This is a genomic window from Pseudofrankia asymbiotica, from assembly GCF_001983105.1.
Lineage (GTDB): Bacteria > Actinomycetota > Actinomycetes > Frankiales > Frankiaceae > Pseudofrankia > Pseudofrankia asymbiotica.
This window is the reverse complement of sequence record NZ_MOMC01000005.1, coordinates 1-15,859: the sequence shown is the minus strand read 5'-3', so window position 1 is coordinate 15,859 and position 15,859 is coordinate 1. Positions and strand designations below refer to the sequence as shown.

10 protein-coding genes are annotated in these 15,859 nt (G+C 72.0%); 4 read left to right on the top strand and 6 right to left on the bottom strand.

The window, feature by feature from the left end; genetic code table 11:
* Window positions 1–49: 49 nt before the first annotated feature.
* A complete protein-coding gene (locus tag BL253_RS01645) occupies window positions 50–1,348 on the bottom strand; it encodes an acyl-CoA dehydrogenase family protein (protein WP_076812903.1) in 1,299 nt (432 codons plus the stop codon).
* 250 nt (window positions 1,349–1,598) lie between these two features.
* On the opposite strand from BL253_RS01645, the gene BL253_RS01640 reads away from it, so the two are divergent.
* Window positions 1,599–3,005: an aldehyde dehydrogenase family protein gene (locus BL253_RS01640; RefSeq protein ID WP_076812900.1), complete on the top strand. Its 1,407-nt coding sequence runs from the start codon at window positions 1,599–1,601 to the stop codon at window positions 3,003–3,005.
* A 201-nt stretch (window positions 3,006–3,206) separates the two neighbouring features.
* On the opposite strand, the gene BL253_RS01635 is transcribed toward BL253_RS01640, so the two are convergent.
* Window positions 3,207–4,787, bottom strand: coding sequence for an MFS transporter (locus BL253_RS01635; protein ID WP_241834423.1), 1,581 nt, complete (start codon window positions 4,785–4,787; stop codon window positions 3,207–3,209).
* A 248-nt stretch (window positions 4,788–5,035) separates the two neighbouring features.
* Between BL253_RS01635 and sigJ the strand changes: the two genes are divergently transcribed.
* The 3 genes from sigJ to BL253_RS01620 are packed head-to-tail and all read left to right on the top strand — an operon-like array spanning window position 5,036 to window position 7,283.
* Window positions 5,036–5,947, top strand: a complete 912-nt coding sequence (sigJ, locus tag BL253_RS01630) for an RNA polymerase sigma factor SigJ (RefSeq protein WP_076812897.1) — start codon at window positions 5,036–5,038, stop codon at window positions 5,945–5,947.
* Window positions 5,948–5,986: 39 nt separating this feature from the next.
* The gene (locus BL253_RS01625; protein ID WP_241834422.1) at window positions 5,987–6,601 is read left to right on the top strand and encodes a SigE family RNA polymerase sigma factor; all 615 of its coding nucleotides are present in this window, start codon (window positions 5,987–5,989) and stop codon (window positions 6,599–6,601) included.
* Complete coding sequence (locus tag BL253_RS01620; protein ID WP_076812895.1) at window positions 6,594–7,283, top strand: PASTA domain-containing protein; 690 nt, start codon at window positions 6,594–6,596, stop codon at window positions 7,281–7,283. Before BL253_RS01625 ends, BL253_RS01620 begins: the two co-directional genes overlap by 8 nt.
* A gap of 28 nt (window positions 7,284–7,311) precedes the next feature.
* On the opposite strand, the gene BL253_RS01615 is transcribed toward BL253_RS01620, so the two are convergent.
* The 4 genes from BL253_RS01615 to BL253_RS01600 all read right to left on the bottom strand — a co-directional run bounded on the left by BL253_RS01615 (window position 7,312) and on the right by BL253_RS01600 (window position 15,600).
* Entirely contained in the window at window positions 7,312–8,961 is a 1,650-nt protein-coding gene (locus BL253_RS01615) for a purine-cytosine permease family protein (RefSeq protein WP_076812892.1), read from the bottom strand.
* 219 nt (window positions 8,962–9,180) lie between these two features.
* Window positions 9,181–12,435: a hybrid sensor histidine kinase/response regulator gene (locus BL253_RS01610; protein WP_131831432.1), complete on the bottom strand. Its 3,255-nt coding sequence runs from the start codon at window positions 12,433–12,435 to the stop codon at window positions 9,181–9,183.
* Between the two features lie 11 nt (window positions 12,436–12,446).
* Window positions 12,447–13,931: a BTAD domain-containing putative transcriptional regulator gene (locus tag BL253_RS01605; RefSeq protein WP_076812887.1), complete on the bottom strand. Its 1,485-nt coding sequence runs from the start codon at window positions 13,929–13,931 to the stop codon at window positions 12,447–12,449.
* Window positions 13,932–14,178: 247 nt separating this feature from the next.
* Complete coding sequence (locus BL253_RS01600) at window positions 14,179–15,600, bottom strand: carboxylesterase/lipase family protein (RefSeq protein ID WP_076812885.1); 1,422 nt, start codon at window positions 15,598–15,600, stop codon at window positions 14,179–14,181.
* Between the last annotated feature and the right edge of the window lie 259 nt (window positions 15,601–15,859).

The window sequence follows — 15,859 nt, the reverse complement described above, 5'->3', positions numbered from 1 at the left end:
GGCCGGCGCCATGCCGCGAGCCGGCTCTGTCCGCATCGCCACCATGGACTCAGCCACCATGGACGGCCCGCTCGATCTGCTCGGCGAACCGCTCGCGCGCGGCGGCGCGGCGGGCCGGCAGGTGCCCCGACGGAAAGAGGCCCTCGGCCGGCTCGAACCGCGCCAGCAACGTGCGAGCGAGCGCCGTTCGGTGGACCTCCGTCGGGCCGTCGGCGAGCCCCATCTGGAAGCTCTCCAGCACCCAGGCGCCGAATGGCATCTCGTTCGAGATACCCAGCGAGCCGTGTATCTGCACCGCCCGCGCGGCGACGTCGTGCAGGACCTTGGGCATCGCCGCCTTCACCGCGTGAATGTCGGCGCGCACACGGTCRTAGTCGTTGTAGCGATCGATCCGCCAGGCGGTGCGCAGCACGAGCAGCCGGAACTGCTCGATCTCGATCCACGAGTCGGCGATCATCGCCTGCACGAGCTGCTTGCGGGCGAGCGGCTCACCCTTGGTGAACCGGCTCAGCGCCCGTTCGCACATCATCGCGAACGCCTCGCGCACCAGCCCGACGGTCCGCATGGCGTGGTGGACGCGACCGCCGCCGAGCCTGGTCTGCGCGACGGCGAAGCCCTGCCCGCGCTCGCCGAGCAGGTGGTCGACGGGCACCCGCACGTCCTCGTAGCGGATGTACGCGTGCGCCCCTTCCATCTCCTCGTGGCCCGCGACCCCGACGTTGCGCAGGATCGTGACTCCCGGGGTCTCGGCCGGGACGACGAACATCGACTGGCGGCGGTGCTTCGGCGCGTCGGGGTCGGTGACCGCGAGCACGATGAGGAACGACGCGTACCGGGCATGGCTGGAGAACCACTTCTCCCCGTTGATCACCCATTCGTCGCCGTCGAGCTCGGCACGGGTGACGAACTGGGTCGGGTCGCTGCCGCCCCCCGGCTCGGTCATCGAGAACGACGACATGATCTCGCCGGCGACGAGCGGCTCGAGGTAGCGCTTCCGCAGATCGTCGGTGCCATAGCGGGCGAGGATCTCCGCGTTGCCCGAGTCGGGCGACTGGCAGCCGAACACCACCGGCGCGGCGTGCGACCGGCCCAGGATCTCGTGCATCAGCGCCAGCTTGACCTGCCCGTACCCCGGACCGCCCAGGTGCGGGCCGAGATGGCAGGCCCACAGGCCACGTTCGCGGACCTTCTCCTGCAGCGGCGGAACCAGCTCCCGTCGCAGCGGATCATTCAGGTCCCGCGCGTTCGCGACCACCAGGTCGACCGGCTGCACCTCCTGACGCACGAACTCGTCGATCCAGTCGAGCTCCGCCTGGAAGTCGGCGTCCGTCTCGAAGTCCCAGCCCATGCGCGCTCCCTCGCCGTGTCGGACGCGGACGGCGGCCTCGTGGCGTTCTCGCGTCCCGACCGGACGCGGCTGCCTGTTTCCCGGGCGGCCCGCGCGGCCAGCGCGGCCCGCGCGGCCACGGGCACGCTTGACGCGACACACCGCCGGTGCCGCGCGTCGGTTGACGCGCGACCAGCGCGCACGTTAGTCAGATTTCAGCACAGTTTCAGTGGCACGGGCCGGCGCTCCAGTGCCAGATGCGGAGGAACTCATGTCCGACGTTTCTATGATCATCGACGGGGAGCGCCGGGCCGCCCCGTCGACCTTCGGCGTCGTGAACCCGGCGACCGGCGCGGTCCACGCCGACGCGCCGGACTGCTCCCGGGAGCAGCTCGACGAGGCGTTCGCCGCCGCGGCCAAGGCCTTCACCGACTGGCGCAAGGACGAGGGCGCCCGGCGCACCGCGCTGCGGGAGGCCGCGGCTCGGCTCGCCGCGGCGGCGGACCGGATCGGCCCGGTCCTGACCGCCGAGCAGGGCAAGCCGCTGAAGGCCGCGCAGATGGAGCCGCTGGCCGCGAGCATGTGGCTGAAGTACTTCGCCGACCTGGAGGTCAACCGCGAGGTCATCCAGGACGACGCCCGGGCGTACGCCGAGGTGGTGCGCCGCCCCGTCGGGGTCGTCGCCGCCATCACCCCGTGGAACTTCCCGATCGTGCTGTCGTCGTGGAAGATCGGTCCCGCGCTGCTCGCCGGCAACACGATGGTTCTCAAGCCCTCGCCGTTCACGCCCCGCAGCACGCTGCTGATGGGCGAGATCCTGGCCGAGGTCCTCCCGCCGGGCGTCCTGAACGTCGTCTCCGGCGGTGACGAGCTCGGCAAGTGGATGACCTCCCATCCCGTTCCCCGCAAGATCAGCTTCACCGGGTCCGTGGCCACCGGTAAGCACATCGCCGCCTCCGCCGCCCCCGACCTCAAGCGCGTCACCCTGGAGCTCGGCGGCAACGACGCCGCGATCGTGCTCGACGACGCCGACCCGGCCGTCATCACGGAGAAGCTCTTCCGCGGCGCCTTCGACAACAACGGCCAGGTCTGCTCGGCCATCAAGCGCCTCTACGTCCCCGAGTCGCTGCACGACGACGTCGTCGACGCACTGGCCGCCCGGGTCGCGCGGGTCAAGGTCGGCGACGGGATGGACCCGGCGTCCGAACTCGGCCCGATCCAGAACCGCCCCCAGTTCGAGCGGGTGTCCGGCATCGTCGCCGAGGCGCTCGAGGGCGGCGCGAAGGCGGCCACCGGCGGCGCCCCGATCGACGGGCCCGGCTACTTCTTCCAGCCGACCGTGCTCACCGGCGCCGCCGAGGGCACCCGCATCGTCGACGAGGAGCAGTTCGGCCCGGCGCTGCCGGTGATCGCCTACCGCGACGTCGACGAGGTCGTCGCCCGCGCCAACGCCACCATGTACGGCCTGTCCGGCTCTGTCTGGTCGGCCGACCCCGACCGCGCCGCCGCCGTCGCCGAACAACTCGACTGCGGCACCGCCTGGGTCAACACGCACGTCGCCCTCGGCCCGCACCAGCCCTTCGGCGGGTTCAAGTGGAGCGGCCTCGGCGTCGAGAACGGCCCCTGGGGTCTCGCCGGCTTCACCGAGATCCAGGTCCAGTACCGCGCCAAGCGCTGACGACGGCCTGATCTGGCCTGGCCGGCGGCGGCCAGGCTCAGTCCCACCAGTCGCCGGCGATGGCCGACGGGCACCCCTGCCGAGGCCGACACGACAGGGGTGCCCGCTACGCGGTCCTTCCCGCGGCGTGGGCTTTCCAGCGGCGTGGGCCTTCCCGCGGCGTGGTGACACCGCGGCGCCCACCGCTGGCGGAGGTCAGGGTCAGACCGGTTCGGGCACCGCGGCCCGCGGGGCCTCGCCATGCGCGTTGGCGGTGCGCAGCGCGATGACGGCGGTGACGAGCAGGAAGGCGCTGCCGGTCAGGAGCGCGCGGTGGAATCCAGAGGTGAGCGCGTTCGGCACTGGTGCGTGCCGCGCCAGCATGTGGTTGGTGCGCGAGGTGGCTACCGCGGAGAAGATCGCGAGACCCAGCGCGGCACCGACCTGCTGCGAGGCGTTCAGCAGCGCGGCGGCCAGCCCGGCCTTGTCGGCGGACACGCCCGCGTTGGCCGCGGTGGTCACGCCGACGAACACCGCGCCCAGCCCGAACGACACGATCATGAGGCCGGGGAACAGGTCGGTCAGATAGGAGCCGTCGACGGGAATCCTGGACAGGTGGTACAGGCCGCCGGACGCGAGCAACGCGCCGGCGACGATGACCGGTCGGGTGCCCACCCGGGTGAGCAGTTGCGAGGAAATGCCGGCCGCGACCCCGACGCCGAAGCAGAGCGGGAGGTAGGCCGCGCCGGTCCTGATCGGCGAATATCCGAGGACGTTCTGCATGTAGAGCGTGAGGAAGAAGAACATCGCGATGAGGCCCGCGAAGGCGATCAGCCCGGCGATGTCGGCGGCCGCGAGACCCCTGATCCGGAAGACCGACAGTGGCAGCAGCGGGGTCTGGTGGTGGCGCTCGTTGACCAGGAACGCGAGTAGCAGCACGGCCGCGCCGGCGAGTTCGCCGATCGTGCGCGCCGAGCCCCAGCCCTGATCGGGCGCCTTCACCAGCGCGAAGACGAGCAGCAGCATGCCGCCGGTGACCAGGACGCTGCCGACCAGGTCGAACTTCGTCTGYCTGGTGCCACGCCGATCGCCGTCGATCAGCCGGAAGATGCCCGGCAGCACCAGCGCGGCGGCCACTGGGTTGACGAAGAACACCCAGCGCCAACCGGGCCCGTCGGTCAGCAGGCCGCCGAGGAAGACCCCGACGGCCGACGCGAGCCCGCCGACCCCGCCCCACATACCGAGCGCCCTGTGCCGATCCGCGCCTTCCTGGAAGGTTGTCGTGAGGATCGACAGCGCGGCGGGCAGCATCATCGCGGCGCCGACGCCCTGGGCGAGCCGCGCGCCGATCAGGAGCCCGGGGTCCTCGGCCAGCCCACCGACGAACGAGGAGATCCCGATCAGGGCGGTCCCCGTGACCAGGACGCGGCGGCGGCCAAGCAGGTCGGCGAGGCGGCCGCCCAGCAACATGAAGCCGCCGTAGGTCAGCAGGTAGCCGCTTGGCACCCACTGGAGGCTCTGCGTCGAGAAGCCGAGATCGGTCCGGATGTCGGGCAGCGCCACGTTGACGATCGACGCGTCGACGAAGTCAAGAAAGGCGACCGCGCACAGCAGGGCCAGCGTGAACTTGCCGCGGCGGGTCGCGAGAAACGATGCGGCGGCGGCCTCGGGCCTGGCGCTGCCACCGATTCCCGCGACCGGAGCGGTGGCCGGTGCGGTGGCCAGGGCGCCCGCGCCACGCTCAGCCGGCCGGCGCGTCACAGTTGGGCGGTCCGCCCCTGGATCGCTGGTGATGGAGTCCACGTCAAGATCCCTCCTGGTGGCGGCCGTCCCTGGCCGCCGACTGACGTCAGCCATCGGGTGGCTGTCACCTGTCTGTCGGATCGCGGCGGCCGAATGTGACCGCCGCACCGCCGCACCGCCGCACCGCGGGATCCGGGCGGCGAGATTCGGCGGCGGGCCTGGCCGCGGCCCGGACGGCGGCCCGTCACATCGGCGCCGCCGCGTCCGTCATTGCTAGGAAGGATTCGAGCCGACCAGGGATGTGACCGATGGATCATGCGACATGGCTGGCCGACCGGTTCGAGCAACAGCGTCCACAGCTGCACGCGGTCGCCTACCGCATGCTCGGCTCACTCAGCGAGGCGGAGGACGCCGTCCAGGAAGCATGGCTGCGGCTGAGCCGCTCGGACGACGAGACCATCAGCAACCTGGGCGGCTGGCTGACAACCGTCGTGGGCCGCGTGTGCGTCGACATGCTGCGCGCCCGCCAGGCCCGCCGGGAGGACTACGTCGGCACCCGGCTACCCGAGCCGATCCTCGGCCTTGACGAGGTCGACGACCCCGCGCATCAGACGGAGGTCGCCGACTCCGTGGGCCTGGCCCTGCTCGTCGTGCTCGAGACACTCACCCCCGCCGAACGACTGGCGTTCGTCCTGCACGACATGTTCGCCATGTCGTTCGAGGAGATCGCCCCGATGCTGGACCGCACCCCCGCCGCCGCCCGTCAGCTCGCCAGCCGGGCCCGGCGGCGGGTGCAGGGCTCTCCGACGGTCCCGGACACCGACCTCGCGACCCAGCGCAAGGTCGTCACGGCGTTCCTGGCCGCCGCCCGCGCCGGCAGCTTTGACGCCCTCGTCGCGGTGCTCCATCCCGACGTCGTCTTCCGCGTCGACACCGGCGCACGCACCCGGCTCGCGCCCGCCCTGCTCACCGGCTCCGTGGACGTCGCGCGCCAGGCCGCCGCCCAGGGCCCACGCTTCGCGCGGCACTGCCGGCTGGCCCTGGTCAACGGCACCGCCGGCATAGTCGCCCGGACGGCGACGGGCGTCATCGCGGTCGCCGGCATGACCGTCATCGAGGATCGGATCATCACCATCGACCTGATCCTCGACCCCGACAAGCTCAACACCCTGGCGCCCGGCGGATGTGGCCCGGACCGCGTATCCGAGGTTTCTTCGTAGCGGCGGCAACCTTCGGCCGCCGCCGAGACTGATACGGGTGTGAAGTCGACCGGCATCCGCGATTCCGCGGACGGCTCTGGGCATCCGTCCGACGACCCGCTGGAGACGCTCGTGGTGGGACCGCCAGCGCGGGACGGTTTCGAGACGTTCGTCATGACGCGTTCCGACGCGCTGTTTCGCGCCGCGTTCGTCCTCACCGGGCAGCACGCGGCCGCGGAGGACCTCGTCCAGGAGACGCTCGCGCGGCTGTTGATGGTGTGGAGCCGGGTCGTCGCCAAGGGCGAGCCGGACGCCTACGCCTACCGGGTGATGGTCAATCTTCACCGGCGCTCGTGGCGCCGGGTGCTGATGCGCGAACGGCCGACCGCCCGGCTGCCCGACCGGCCCGGCCCGGACGCCTTCGTCCGCAGCGAACGTCTTGACCAGCTGTCGCGAGCGCTGGCGGAGCTACCCACCCGGCAGCGTTCGGCCGTGGTGCTGCGGCACTACGTACAGCTGTCAGAGGCCGAGACCGCGGCCGCGATGGACTGCCGGGTCGGCACGGTGAAGAGCCTGACCTCCCGCGGTCTCGCCCGGCTGCGCGCGGCCATCGAGGACCCGCCGGCCGCTCGTGACCGCACGTCCCCAGACAAGGAGGAAAGATCGCATGGCTGAGCGCGAACGCTCCGACGCTGGCGACGCCGCGGTCGACCGGGCCCTTGCCGAACTCGCGGACCTGGCGGGTCCGGCGCCCGCCCTGCTGCCGCGGGTGAGGCGGCGAGCGGGCGCACTGCGTCGACGCCGGGGGTCCGCGATCGGCGCCGGCGTCGTCGCGACCACCGCCGCGACAGTCGCCGTCGTCCTCGCGGCCGGCACCGGCGGCGGCCCCGCCAGCGCGGACCGCGAGGCAGTCGCCGCGCCGGTGGCCTCCGACACCACGACCGCGACACCGGCCCCGGCGACTCCATCGACCCCGGGCGCCGTCACGACGACACCCGTCCCCACCTCGCCCGCGACACCGCCCCGACCGACGAACAGCACCATTGAACAGCCGCTGCTCCGTACGTCAGTGGTGCCCGGACCGCTCGACGAGCCGCGAACGACCGGGACCACCCCAGCGGGACCGGCGCAGACGACGCCGGTCCCGCTGTACTCCCCGCCCGTGGTCACGGTGCCGAACGTCACCGGGGTGACCGTCCCGGACGCGAAGCGGACACTCGACGAGGCCGGCTTCGACTGGGTGGTTCTCGACGGGTGCACCGAAGCCGATGTCACGGCGAGAGTCGTCGGTCAGGACCCCGGGCCCGGCGCCAGCCTGAACATCTACTACAAGATTCTTTTGAGATGCGCGGCCTGAGCCGGGCGGTCAGGCCTGCGCCCGGGGGTCAGACCTGGGCCGGGAGCACGTGGTCGCCGACCTTGTCGGTCGAGAGGTCGAGCGAGCAGATATAGGCGTCGTGCGTCTCGCACTTGACCATGTCCGGCCGCTCGTACTCCTGCCGGCAGACGTGGCAGGTGAGGGTCTCACCTGACGGATTGCCGTATTCGTCGTACATCGGCAGGTCGATGCCGTCGTCCGTGCGGCGTAGGTAGTACTTACCCCTCGTGGCGACAGCCAGGATCGGCGGCAGGACGAGGGCGAGCACGATCGCCACGAGCGGCGAGTAGGGCTTGAGACCGGAGCCGAGGCCACCGTAGAAGTCGATGATCGAGATTCCCGCGGCCAGCACCATCGATCCGAAGCCGACCGGGTTGACGGCGTAGAGCATGCCGCGGCGGAATTCCGGCTTCAGCGGCGAGATCTTGAGGAGGTACTTGTTGAACACGATGTCGGAGGCGACCGCGACCACCCAGGCCATGCCGCAGTTGGCGTAGAAGGCGAGAATCGTGTTGAGGAAGCTGAACATGTCGGCCTCCATCAGAATCAGCGCCACGAGCAGATTGAAGCCGAGGAAGACCAGCCGCCCGGGATAGGTCTTGGTGACCCGGGTGAACGAGTTGGTCCAGGCCAGCGAGCCGGAGTAGGCGTTGGTAACGTTGATCTTTACCTGGCTGATCACGACGAGCACGACGGCGAGGGCCAGCGCGGCCCAGTGCGGCAGGACGTCCTGGTAGATCTCCAGGAACTGGTGCACCGGCTGGTTGGCCACGCCCGCGCCGTCCGCGACGTTGGYGATGATGTAGACGGCCAGGAACATGCCGATGATCTGCTTGATGGCGCCGAAGAACACCCAGCCCGGACCGGCCAGCACCATCGCGGTCCACCAGCGACGCGAGTTCTCCGGCKTGCGCGGCGGCATGAAGCGCAGGTAGTCGATCTGCTCGGCGATCTGGGCGATCAGCGAGAGGCAGACGCCGGCCGCCAGGAAGACCGAGCCGAGGTCGAACCCGCCCTTGCCGTCCTGCCCGCCGTAGTCCAGGAACGCGCTGATCGAGTCGGGATGGYGGATCAGCAGGTAGGCGAACGGCAGCACCATCAGCACCAGCCACAGCGGTGTCGTCCAGAGCTGGAGTGTCGAGAGAACCTTCATGCCATAGACCACGAGCGGGAAGATGACGATCGTGGAGGTCGCGTAGCCGATCCACAGCGGGATGTGGAGGCCCAGGTTCAGGCCCTGGGCCATGATCGAGCCCTCCAGGGCGAAGAAGATGAACGTGAAGGATGCGAAGATCACGTTCGAGACGACCGAGCCGTAGTAGCCGAAGCCGCTACCCCGGGTGATCAGGTCGAGATCCAGGTTGTAGCGGGCGGCATAAAAGGCCAACGGGAATCCGGTCAGGATGATCACAACGGCGAAGACGGCGATGCCCCACAAGGCGTTCGTCGTTCCGTAGGAGATGCCGATGTTGGCCCCGATGGCGAAGTCCGCGAGGTAGGCGATGYCACCAAGGGCCGAGATCGCGACCATGCCCGTGCCCCAGCGCCGGTAACTGCGCGGCGCGAACCGGAGTGTGTAGTCCTCCAGGGTCTCCTTCGCGGATCCAGTGGCGGGCTGGTGGGTCGCGGGATCGTGCGGGGGGCTGACGGTGCTCATCGCGGACTGCCTTTCTGCGGGCGCGGGTCCGAGGCCGCCGGAACAACGGGCGGCGGGCGACGGGGGCGGCGCTGACCCCTGCCGAACAGCCAACATCCGGCCGCTAAGCAACCGCCAAGCAACGGTTAAGTGCCCTGGCCACCGCCAGGCGGGGCGGTTTCAGCGGTACGCGCGAACCGACGGCGTCAGCGAGCCGAGGGCCTCAGCGGCGCGACGGCCTCAGCGGAGCGCGCGCAGGGCGCCGGCGACGCGTTCGTGTTCGGCGACGATCTCCCGCGCCAGCGGGCTCACCTCACCCGCGGCGCCGGTGTGGGCCTCGGCTCGCCGGCACAGCCGGGCCAGGTCGGTGGCCCCGAAGCTGGCGCCGAGGCCTTTCAGGGTGTGCGCGGCCCGGTGCACCGAGTCGGGGTCGGAACTGGCCGCGGCCAGCGTGCCCACCAGTGCCGGAGCGTCCGTCAGGAAGTCGGCGATCAGGCCGGACAGGGCCGCCGCGTTCCCGCCGAGAAGCTCACTCAGCCGTTCCAGCGCGGCCGGATCCAGGACGGGCTGGCCGCTCGGCGGCCGCGCCCGAGCCAGCGCGGCGATGAGGTCGGCGGGTATCAGTGGCTTGGTGAGGTAGTCGTCCATGCCGGCCGCCAGGCAGGCCTCCCGCGCGCCCGGCTGCGCGTTGGCGGTGAGCGCGATGATCCACGGCCCGCGGCCGCCGAAGTGGGCCCGGATCCGGCGGGTGGCCTCCAGGCCGTCGATGCCGGGCATCTGGACGTCCATGAGCACGACGTCGTAGCGTCCGCGCCGCACCGCCGTCACCGCCTCGGCGCCGCTGCTCACCAGATCGGCGCGATGGCCGAGCCCGGTGAGCTGGAGAAGCACCAGCCGTTGGTTCACCGCGTGATCGTCGGCCACCAGGAGCCGCGGGACCCCGGCCCCGGCCTCCGCCCGCTCCGGCCCGGGAGCCGCGGCGCCGACCGTGGACGGGCCCGCCGACGTCGTGACGGCGGCGGCCGGACGGGCGACCGCCGCGGTCATCGCCCGGAACAGCGGGGCTGGGCGGATCGGCCGGGTCACCACCGCGATGCCGCGCGGGGCGTCGGGCCCGGGGAGGCGGGCGAAGGAGGTGACAAGCACGATCGGCACGTCCTCCCCGGCGGGGATGGCGCGCAGCGCCCTGGCCGACGCAAGGCCGTCCGCCCGAGGGGGGTGGTGATCAAGAATCACCGCGTCGTACCGGCGTCCGGCGCGCAGCCACCGCAGCGCGGTCTCGGTCGAGGCCGTGTTGGTGATCCGCATCCGCCAGGACCGGACCAGCCAGTTCCCCACCAGGACGCGGGTCCGGGAGTCGCCGCCCACCATGAGCACCTCCCCACCGGCCAGGACGGAGGTGTCCTCAGGCACCGGATCCCGCCGCGTCAACGTCGCCGCCGCCGCCGGCACGGTGAGGGTCATGGTGGTGCCGGAGCCGGGCTGGGAAGCGGCCGTGATCGTCCCGCCCATGAGGGCGGACAGCCGGCGGCAGATGGCCAGGCCCAGCCCGGTCCCGCCGTAGCGCCGCGAGGTGGACGCGTCGACCTGGGTGAACGAGTCGAAGATCGACTCCAGATGCTCGGGTGGGATGCCGATGCCGGTGTCGCGCACGACGAAGCGCCACTCGCGCGTGCCTTCGGCGCCGCCAGGGGACGCGCCGACCGTGACCGTCACCTCTCCGCGTTCGGTGAACTTCACCGCGTTGCTCAGCAGGTTGAGCAGGATCTGCCGGATCCGCGTCGGGTCGCCGACCATGGCCGCCGGCGTGCCGGGTTCGATGTCGCAGGCCAGTTCGATGTCCTTGGCGCCGGCATCGGCCGAGACGAGATCGATCGCGGCGTCCACACATTCGGCGACGTGGAACGGCACCTGTTCCAGGCTGAGACGGCCGGCCTCGATCTTGGAGAAGTCAAGGATGTCGTTGATCAGTAGGAGCAGCGAGTGCGCGCTGTCGTGGACGACCTCGGTGAGGTGTCGCTGGTCCGCGTCGAGACGGCCGTCCAGGAGCAGCCCCGACATGCCTATGACCGCGTTCATCGGGGTACGGATCTCGTGGCTCATGGTGGCCAGGAAGGCGCTCTTGGCGACGTTGGCGCTCTGGGCGGTGGACGCGGCGTCCCGCAGCGCGTCCGCGGTGCGTACCCGATCGGCGACCTGGCCGAGCTGGGCCGCCACGTCCGACAGGAGAGCCAGCAGAGCGGAGTCCGGGGCGGCGGGGTCGGCGGTGAGGAACTCCAGCACGGCGACCACCTCCGCGCTCTCGCCGCRGCCGGTACGCACCGGGACCGCGACTCCCGCGCCGGGCCCCCGCGCTGTCCCGGGTTCGGAGGCGAGCTCGGGCAGCCAGACGGCCTCCCCGGTCGCGAGTACCCGACCCGGCAGGCTTGACGGCCCAGTCGAGGCGACACCGGGGTGGAGGTCGGCGGACGTCGCCAGGGGCACCAGCCGGCCACCGTATCGGTGGTAGGTCCGGCCGACCGGCCATCCGGTGTGCGCGCGGACCAGGTCGACCACCTCGGTGGCGGCCGAGGAGAGGTCGGTGGCCCGGTGCGCGGCGGCGGCGACCTGGTGCAGCAGCCGCAGCTCGGCGGAGCGCCCCTGGACCCGTTCGGTCATCTCGTTGTAGCGCCTCGCCAGGGAACGCAACTCACCGACACCCGCGACCCGCGCCCGGACGCCGGCCTCGCCGGCGGCGATCCGGGCCGTCGCGGCGTCGAGCTCCGCGACCGGCAGGAGCACCGCCCGGCGCGTCACGACCGCGAACACCGCCATCCCCGCGAGGAGCAGCAGCGCCGCCGTGATGGCGGCCACGGACCAGGCCCGAGCCTGATCCGTGGCCCGCGCGGTATCCCGGGCCGTGCGGGTGTCGACGAGCGTCAGGACCTGCCCGATCGGCTGCATGATCTCGTCCTTGGCCCGCAGGTAGGACGCGTCGAAGAGCATGTCCGTCGCCCGCTGACGGCCCGCCGCGCTCCCCTGGGCGGCCAGGGCGAACGCCTGCTTCTCCACCGTGGCCAGCGCGTCCGAACGCGTCTTGGCCGTGGCGAGCAGGCCCAGCTCCTGGCCGGTGAAGCCGGCCCGCGCGGCCAGCGTRGCGAAGGCGACCGGGGGACCGAACGGCGTCGGCCGCCGACCGGTGTCGGTCACGACGTCCCAGTAGACGTTGTCGTAGCTCTCCGGTCTCGGCGCCGCGCCGTCCCGGATCTCGAGGATCTCCTGGAACCAGGCGCGGTAGCGCGGCTGGCCCGTGACCACGTACGTCCGCGCCATCCGGGTCAGGTCGTCGGAGGTCTGCCGCAGCTCGTACGCCAGCCGTAGCGACTGCGACCGCCTGGCCTCGGCCTCGGCCGCCCGCCGCGTGCTGCTCTCGGCCCTCAGGCTGACCAGCAACAGCGCGGCCAGCAGGACCACGCCGATGCCGACGCCGCTGCGGACCAGACCGCGCAGCGACATCGGCCGGCGGTTCACGGGTGTTCGGGCCCGGTGCCGATCCGAGCCCGGGAGACCTCCGCGCGAAGAGTGGCGATCTCGGTCCGCAACGCGGTCTCCCGCTCGGCGACCGACCGCCTGGCCTGGAGCGAGGCGCGCAGCCGGGCCCGGAGCATCGTCGAGCTGTACGGCTTCGGCAGGTAGTCGATCGCGCCCAGCTCGATGCAGCGCACCACACTCTCCAGCTCCGGCACAGCCGACACCATGATGACCGGAATGGCCGCCAGCGCGGGATCCGCCTTGATCTCGGCCAGCGTCGCGTACCCGTCCAGCACCGGCATGAGCAGATCCAGCAGGACGATGTCGAACCCGCGCGGACAGTCCCGCGGACGGTCATCGGCGGCCCTCAGCATCTCGAGAGCCCGGTGGCCGTTCTCGGCCGTCGCCACCTCGTGGCCGAGCTGGGCCACCGCGGCCGCGAGGAGCTTGCGGTTGATGGCCGTGTCATCGACCACCAGGACCCTGCCTGGCTGATCCACGGACGGCGGCTCGCGGTCCGGCGGTTCATGGTTCGACGGCTCGATGTCCGACGGCTCGTGGTTCGACGGCTCGTGGTCCGACGGCTCGATATCCGACGGCTCGTGGTTCGGCGTCGCCACCTCGGCCGTGGCCATGTCGGCCGCGGTCACCTCGGCCGCGGTGGCTGGCATGGCCGGCCGCGCCGGCCGCGCCGGCGGCGGCGGACGCCAGGCCAGGACGGGATCCTGCCGCAGCACCGCCTGCTCCAGCTCACGCAGCCGGGCGCCCGGGCGCAGCCCCAGCTCGTCATGGAGCAGCCGGCGGGTCTCGCGATAGGTGGCCAGCGCTTCCACCTGCCGCCCGCACCGGTACAGCCCGAGCATCAGCTGTGCTCGGAGCCGCTCTCGCAGCGGGTGCCGGCGCACCCGCTGCTCCAGCTCAGCGACCAGCGCGGCGTGCCGGCCCAGGGAGAGCTCGGCGTCGATCCGGTCCTCGACGGCGCCAAGGTGCAGTTCCGTGAACCGGGCCGCCGCGGCCTGGACGAACGGCGTGGCCGGGACATCGGCCAGCGCCGGGCCTCGCAGCATCGCCTCGGCGCGCAGCAGCGACCACGCCGCCCGCTCCGGGTCCCGGGCGCGCAGCGCCTCCCGGCCGCGCGTGACCAGCTCGGTGAAGGCATGCGCGTCCACGGCACCGGGCTCGATGTCGAGCCGGTAGCCGGGAGACGCCGTGACCAGGACGGTCGCCGCGCTACCGCGGGAGCGTTCTGGTTCGAGCGCCCGGCGCAGTTGCGAGACGAAGACCTGCACCGTGGCGGCCGCCCGGGCCGGCGGTCGCTCCGCCCACAGGTCGTCGATGAGCTGATCGACCGAGACCACCCTGGGAGCTCGGAGCAGGAGCGAGGCGAGGACGGCCCGCTGCTTGGGCCCACCGACCTCCACCGGTTGCCCGTCCCGGTACATCTCGACGCGGCCAAGCAGCCGAAACTCGAGGCCCACCATCCCTCGATCGTCACCAGGCGCCATTCACGACACGTAAGCCCTGGATTACGTTCGCGTGGCAGATTCCAGGGGTCAGGATGATGTCCATGACCGGACCGCACGCCGGTGGACCCATCCGCATGGCCGCGCGAGTCGTACTCCTGCATGTCGACGGCGCGGTGCTGTGTGGCAACTGTGCGGACCGGGATTCCGGGACTCCGCGCAGGGATCAACGGGCTCCTGTCGTGGTGCGCCAGCTCCGGGCGGGTCAGCCCAGGACTGGTTCCCAGATGCGGCGGGATGCCGCCTCCGGGTCGGTGATCAGGGAGATCGGGACGTCGAAGCGGCGGGCGATGCCGGCTGGGCCGGCGGAGCCGAACTCGGGCCAGCCCGGGTCGCCGTCGGTGGCGAAGGCGACCCAGGATCTGCGGATCTCCTTCGAGAGCACCACGGCCTCCTCGGGCGTGGGCGTGCCGAGCAGCATGTCGGACATCCCGCCGGTGAGGTTGCCGAAGGTCAGCGCGACGTCGACGGCGTGGCAGGCCCCGAGCAGGCCGCCGAACGCCGGCGACGGCCAGGTGAACTCGTAGCCGAACGCGCGGCCGGGGTGGCGGCGGGCGCACCACAGCGACGGCATCCGGAAGACGCCGTCGGACATGATCAGCGTGTGCAGGTCGAGGTCCGAGATGCCGGGGTGGGCGGCGCGGTAGTCGGCCAGGGCGGAGGCGGGCAGGCCGGCGCGCTCGGCGGTCGCGGCCGGGTCGGCATCCTTCAGGCCCTCGATCAGGGTGAAGAACCGGTACTCGTCGCGGGTGAAGCCGACCAGCAGGTCGACCTCGCCGCGTAGCCGTTCCCACGGCTGGCCCAGCACCAGCTCCCCGTCGACGATCGGCGCGAAGGGCGTGACCTCGCCGGGGACGGCCTGCGCGGCGTGGATGGCCTCGGGCGCGACCCCGGTGAATCCCTCGGCCGTCGCCGGCACGCCCAGTGCCGCCGCGATACGCTCCGTGACCGCCGTGGCCTCGTCCTCGGCCATGACGACGCCGGCGAAGCTCTGCGCGATCGTCCGGCGGAACAGGCCGCGCCCGGCGTCCGCCGCGGTCAGGCAGGCGACCGAGGTGGCGCCGGCCGACTGGCCGAAGATCGTGACGTTGCCGGGGTCGCCGCCGAACCGGGCGATGTTGTCCTGGACCCAGCGCAGGGCCGCCAGCTGGTCGAGGAGCCAGCGATTGCCGGGCCGGCCGGGCAGCCGGCCGAAGCCCTCGAGGCCGACGCGGTAGTTGAGGGTCACCACGACGGCCCCGGCGCCGGCGAGTGCCGCCCCGTCGTAGCCGGGCTGGGCCGCCGAGCCGATGATGAACGCGCCACCGTAGAACCAGACCAGCACCGGCAGAACGGCGCCGCCCGGGTCGGGCGTCCACACGTTGACGGTCAGGCAGTCGTCGCCGTCGCCGGGCCGCCACGACGGTTCCGGCGAACCGATGAACGCCGGCTGGGGCACACCGGGGCTGAACCGGGTCGCCTCCCGGGTCCCCTCCCAGCGCTCCGGCTCCGCCGGCGCCGCGAACCGGGCCGGACCGTCGATCGAGGCCGCGTAGGGGATCCCCTTGAAGACATGGATCCCGGTGTCGGTGACGGCACCGCTGACGGTTCCGTGCGCGGTTAAGACGGTCGGCCCCTTGGTCGGCACAGGCCACCCCCGGTCCAGGGCGGACGGTCGTCCGCCTCCTGGCCCGATTGTGCCGCGCCGCGCCCGCATTTCCACGAAAAGCCGATATGCCCCGACTGGTCAGGTGTTCCCGGAACCGTCGGCGGCGCCGCGGGAGTTCGGCGACGTGCGCGGGTCAGCTTCCGGCGTAAACATTCACCTGGTTTAGGGATCTTGCTGTGGGTGGCGGTTCGGGGGCGTGGCTGTGGGCCGTGCCGGTGGGTCGGCGCGGCGGGGTCAG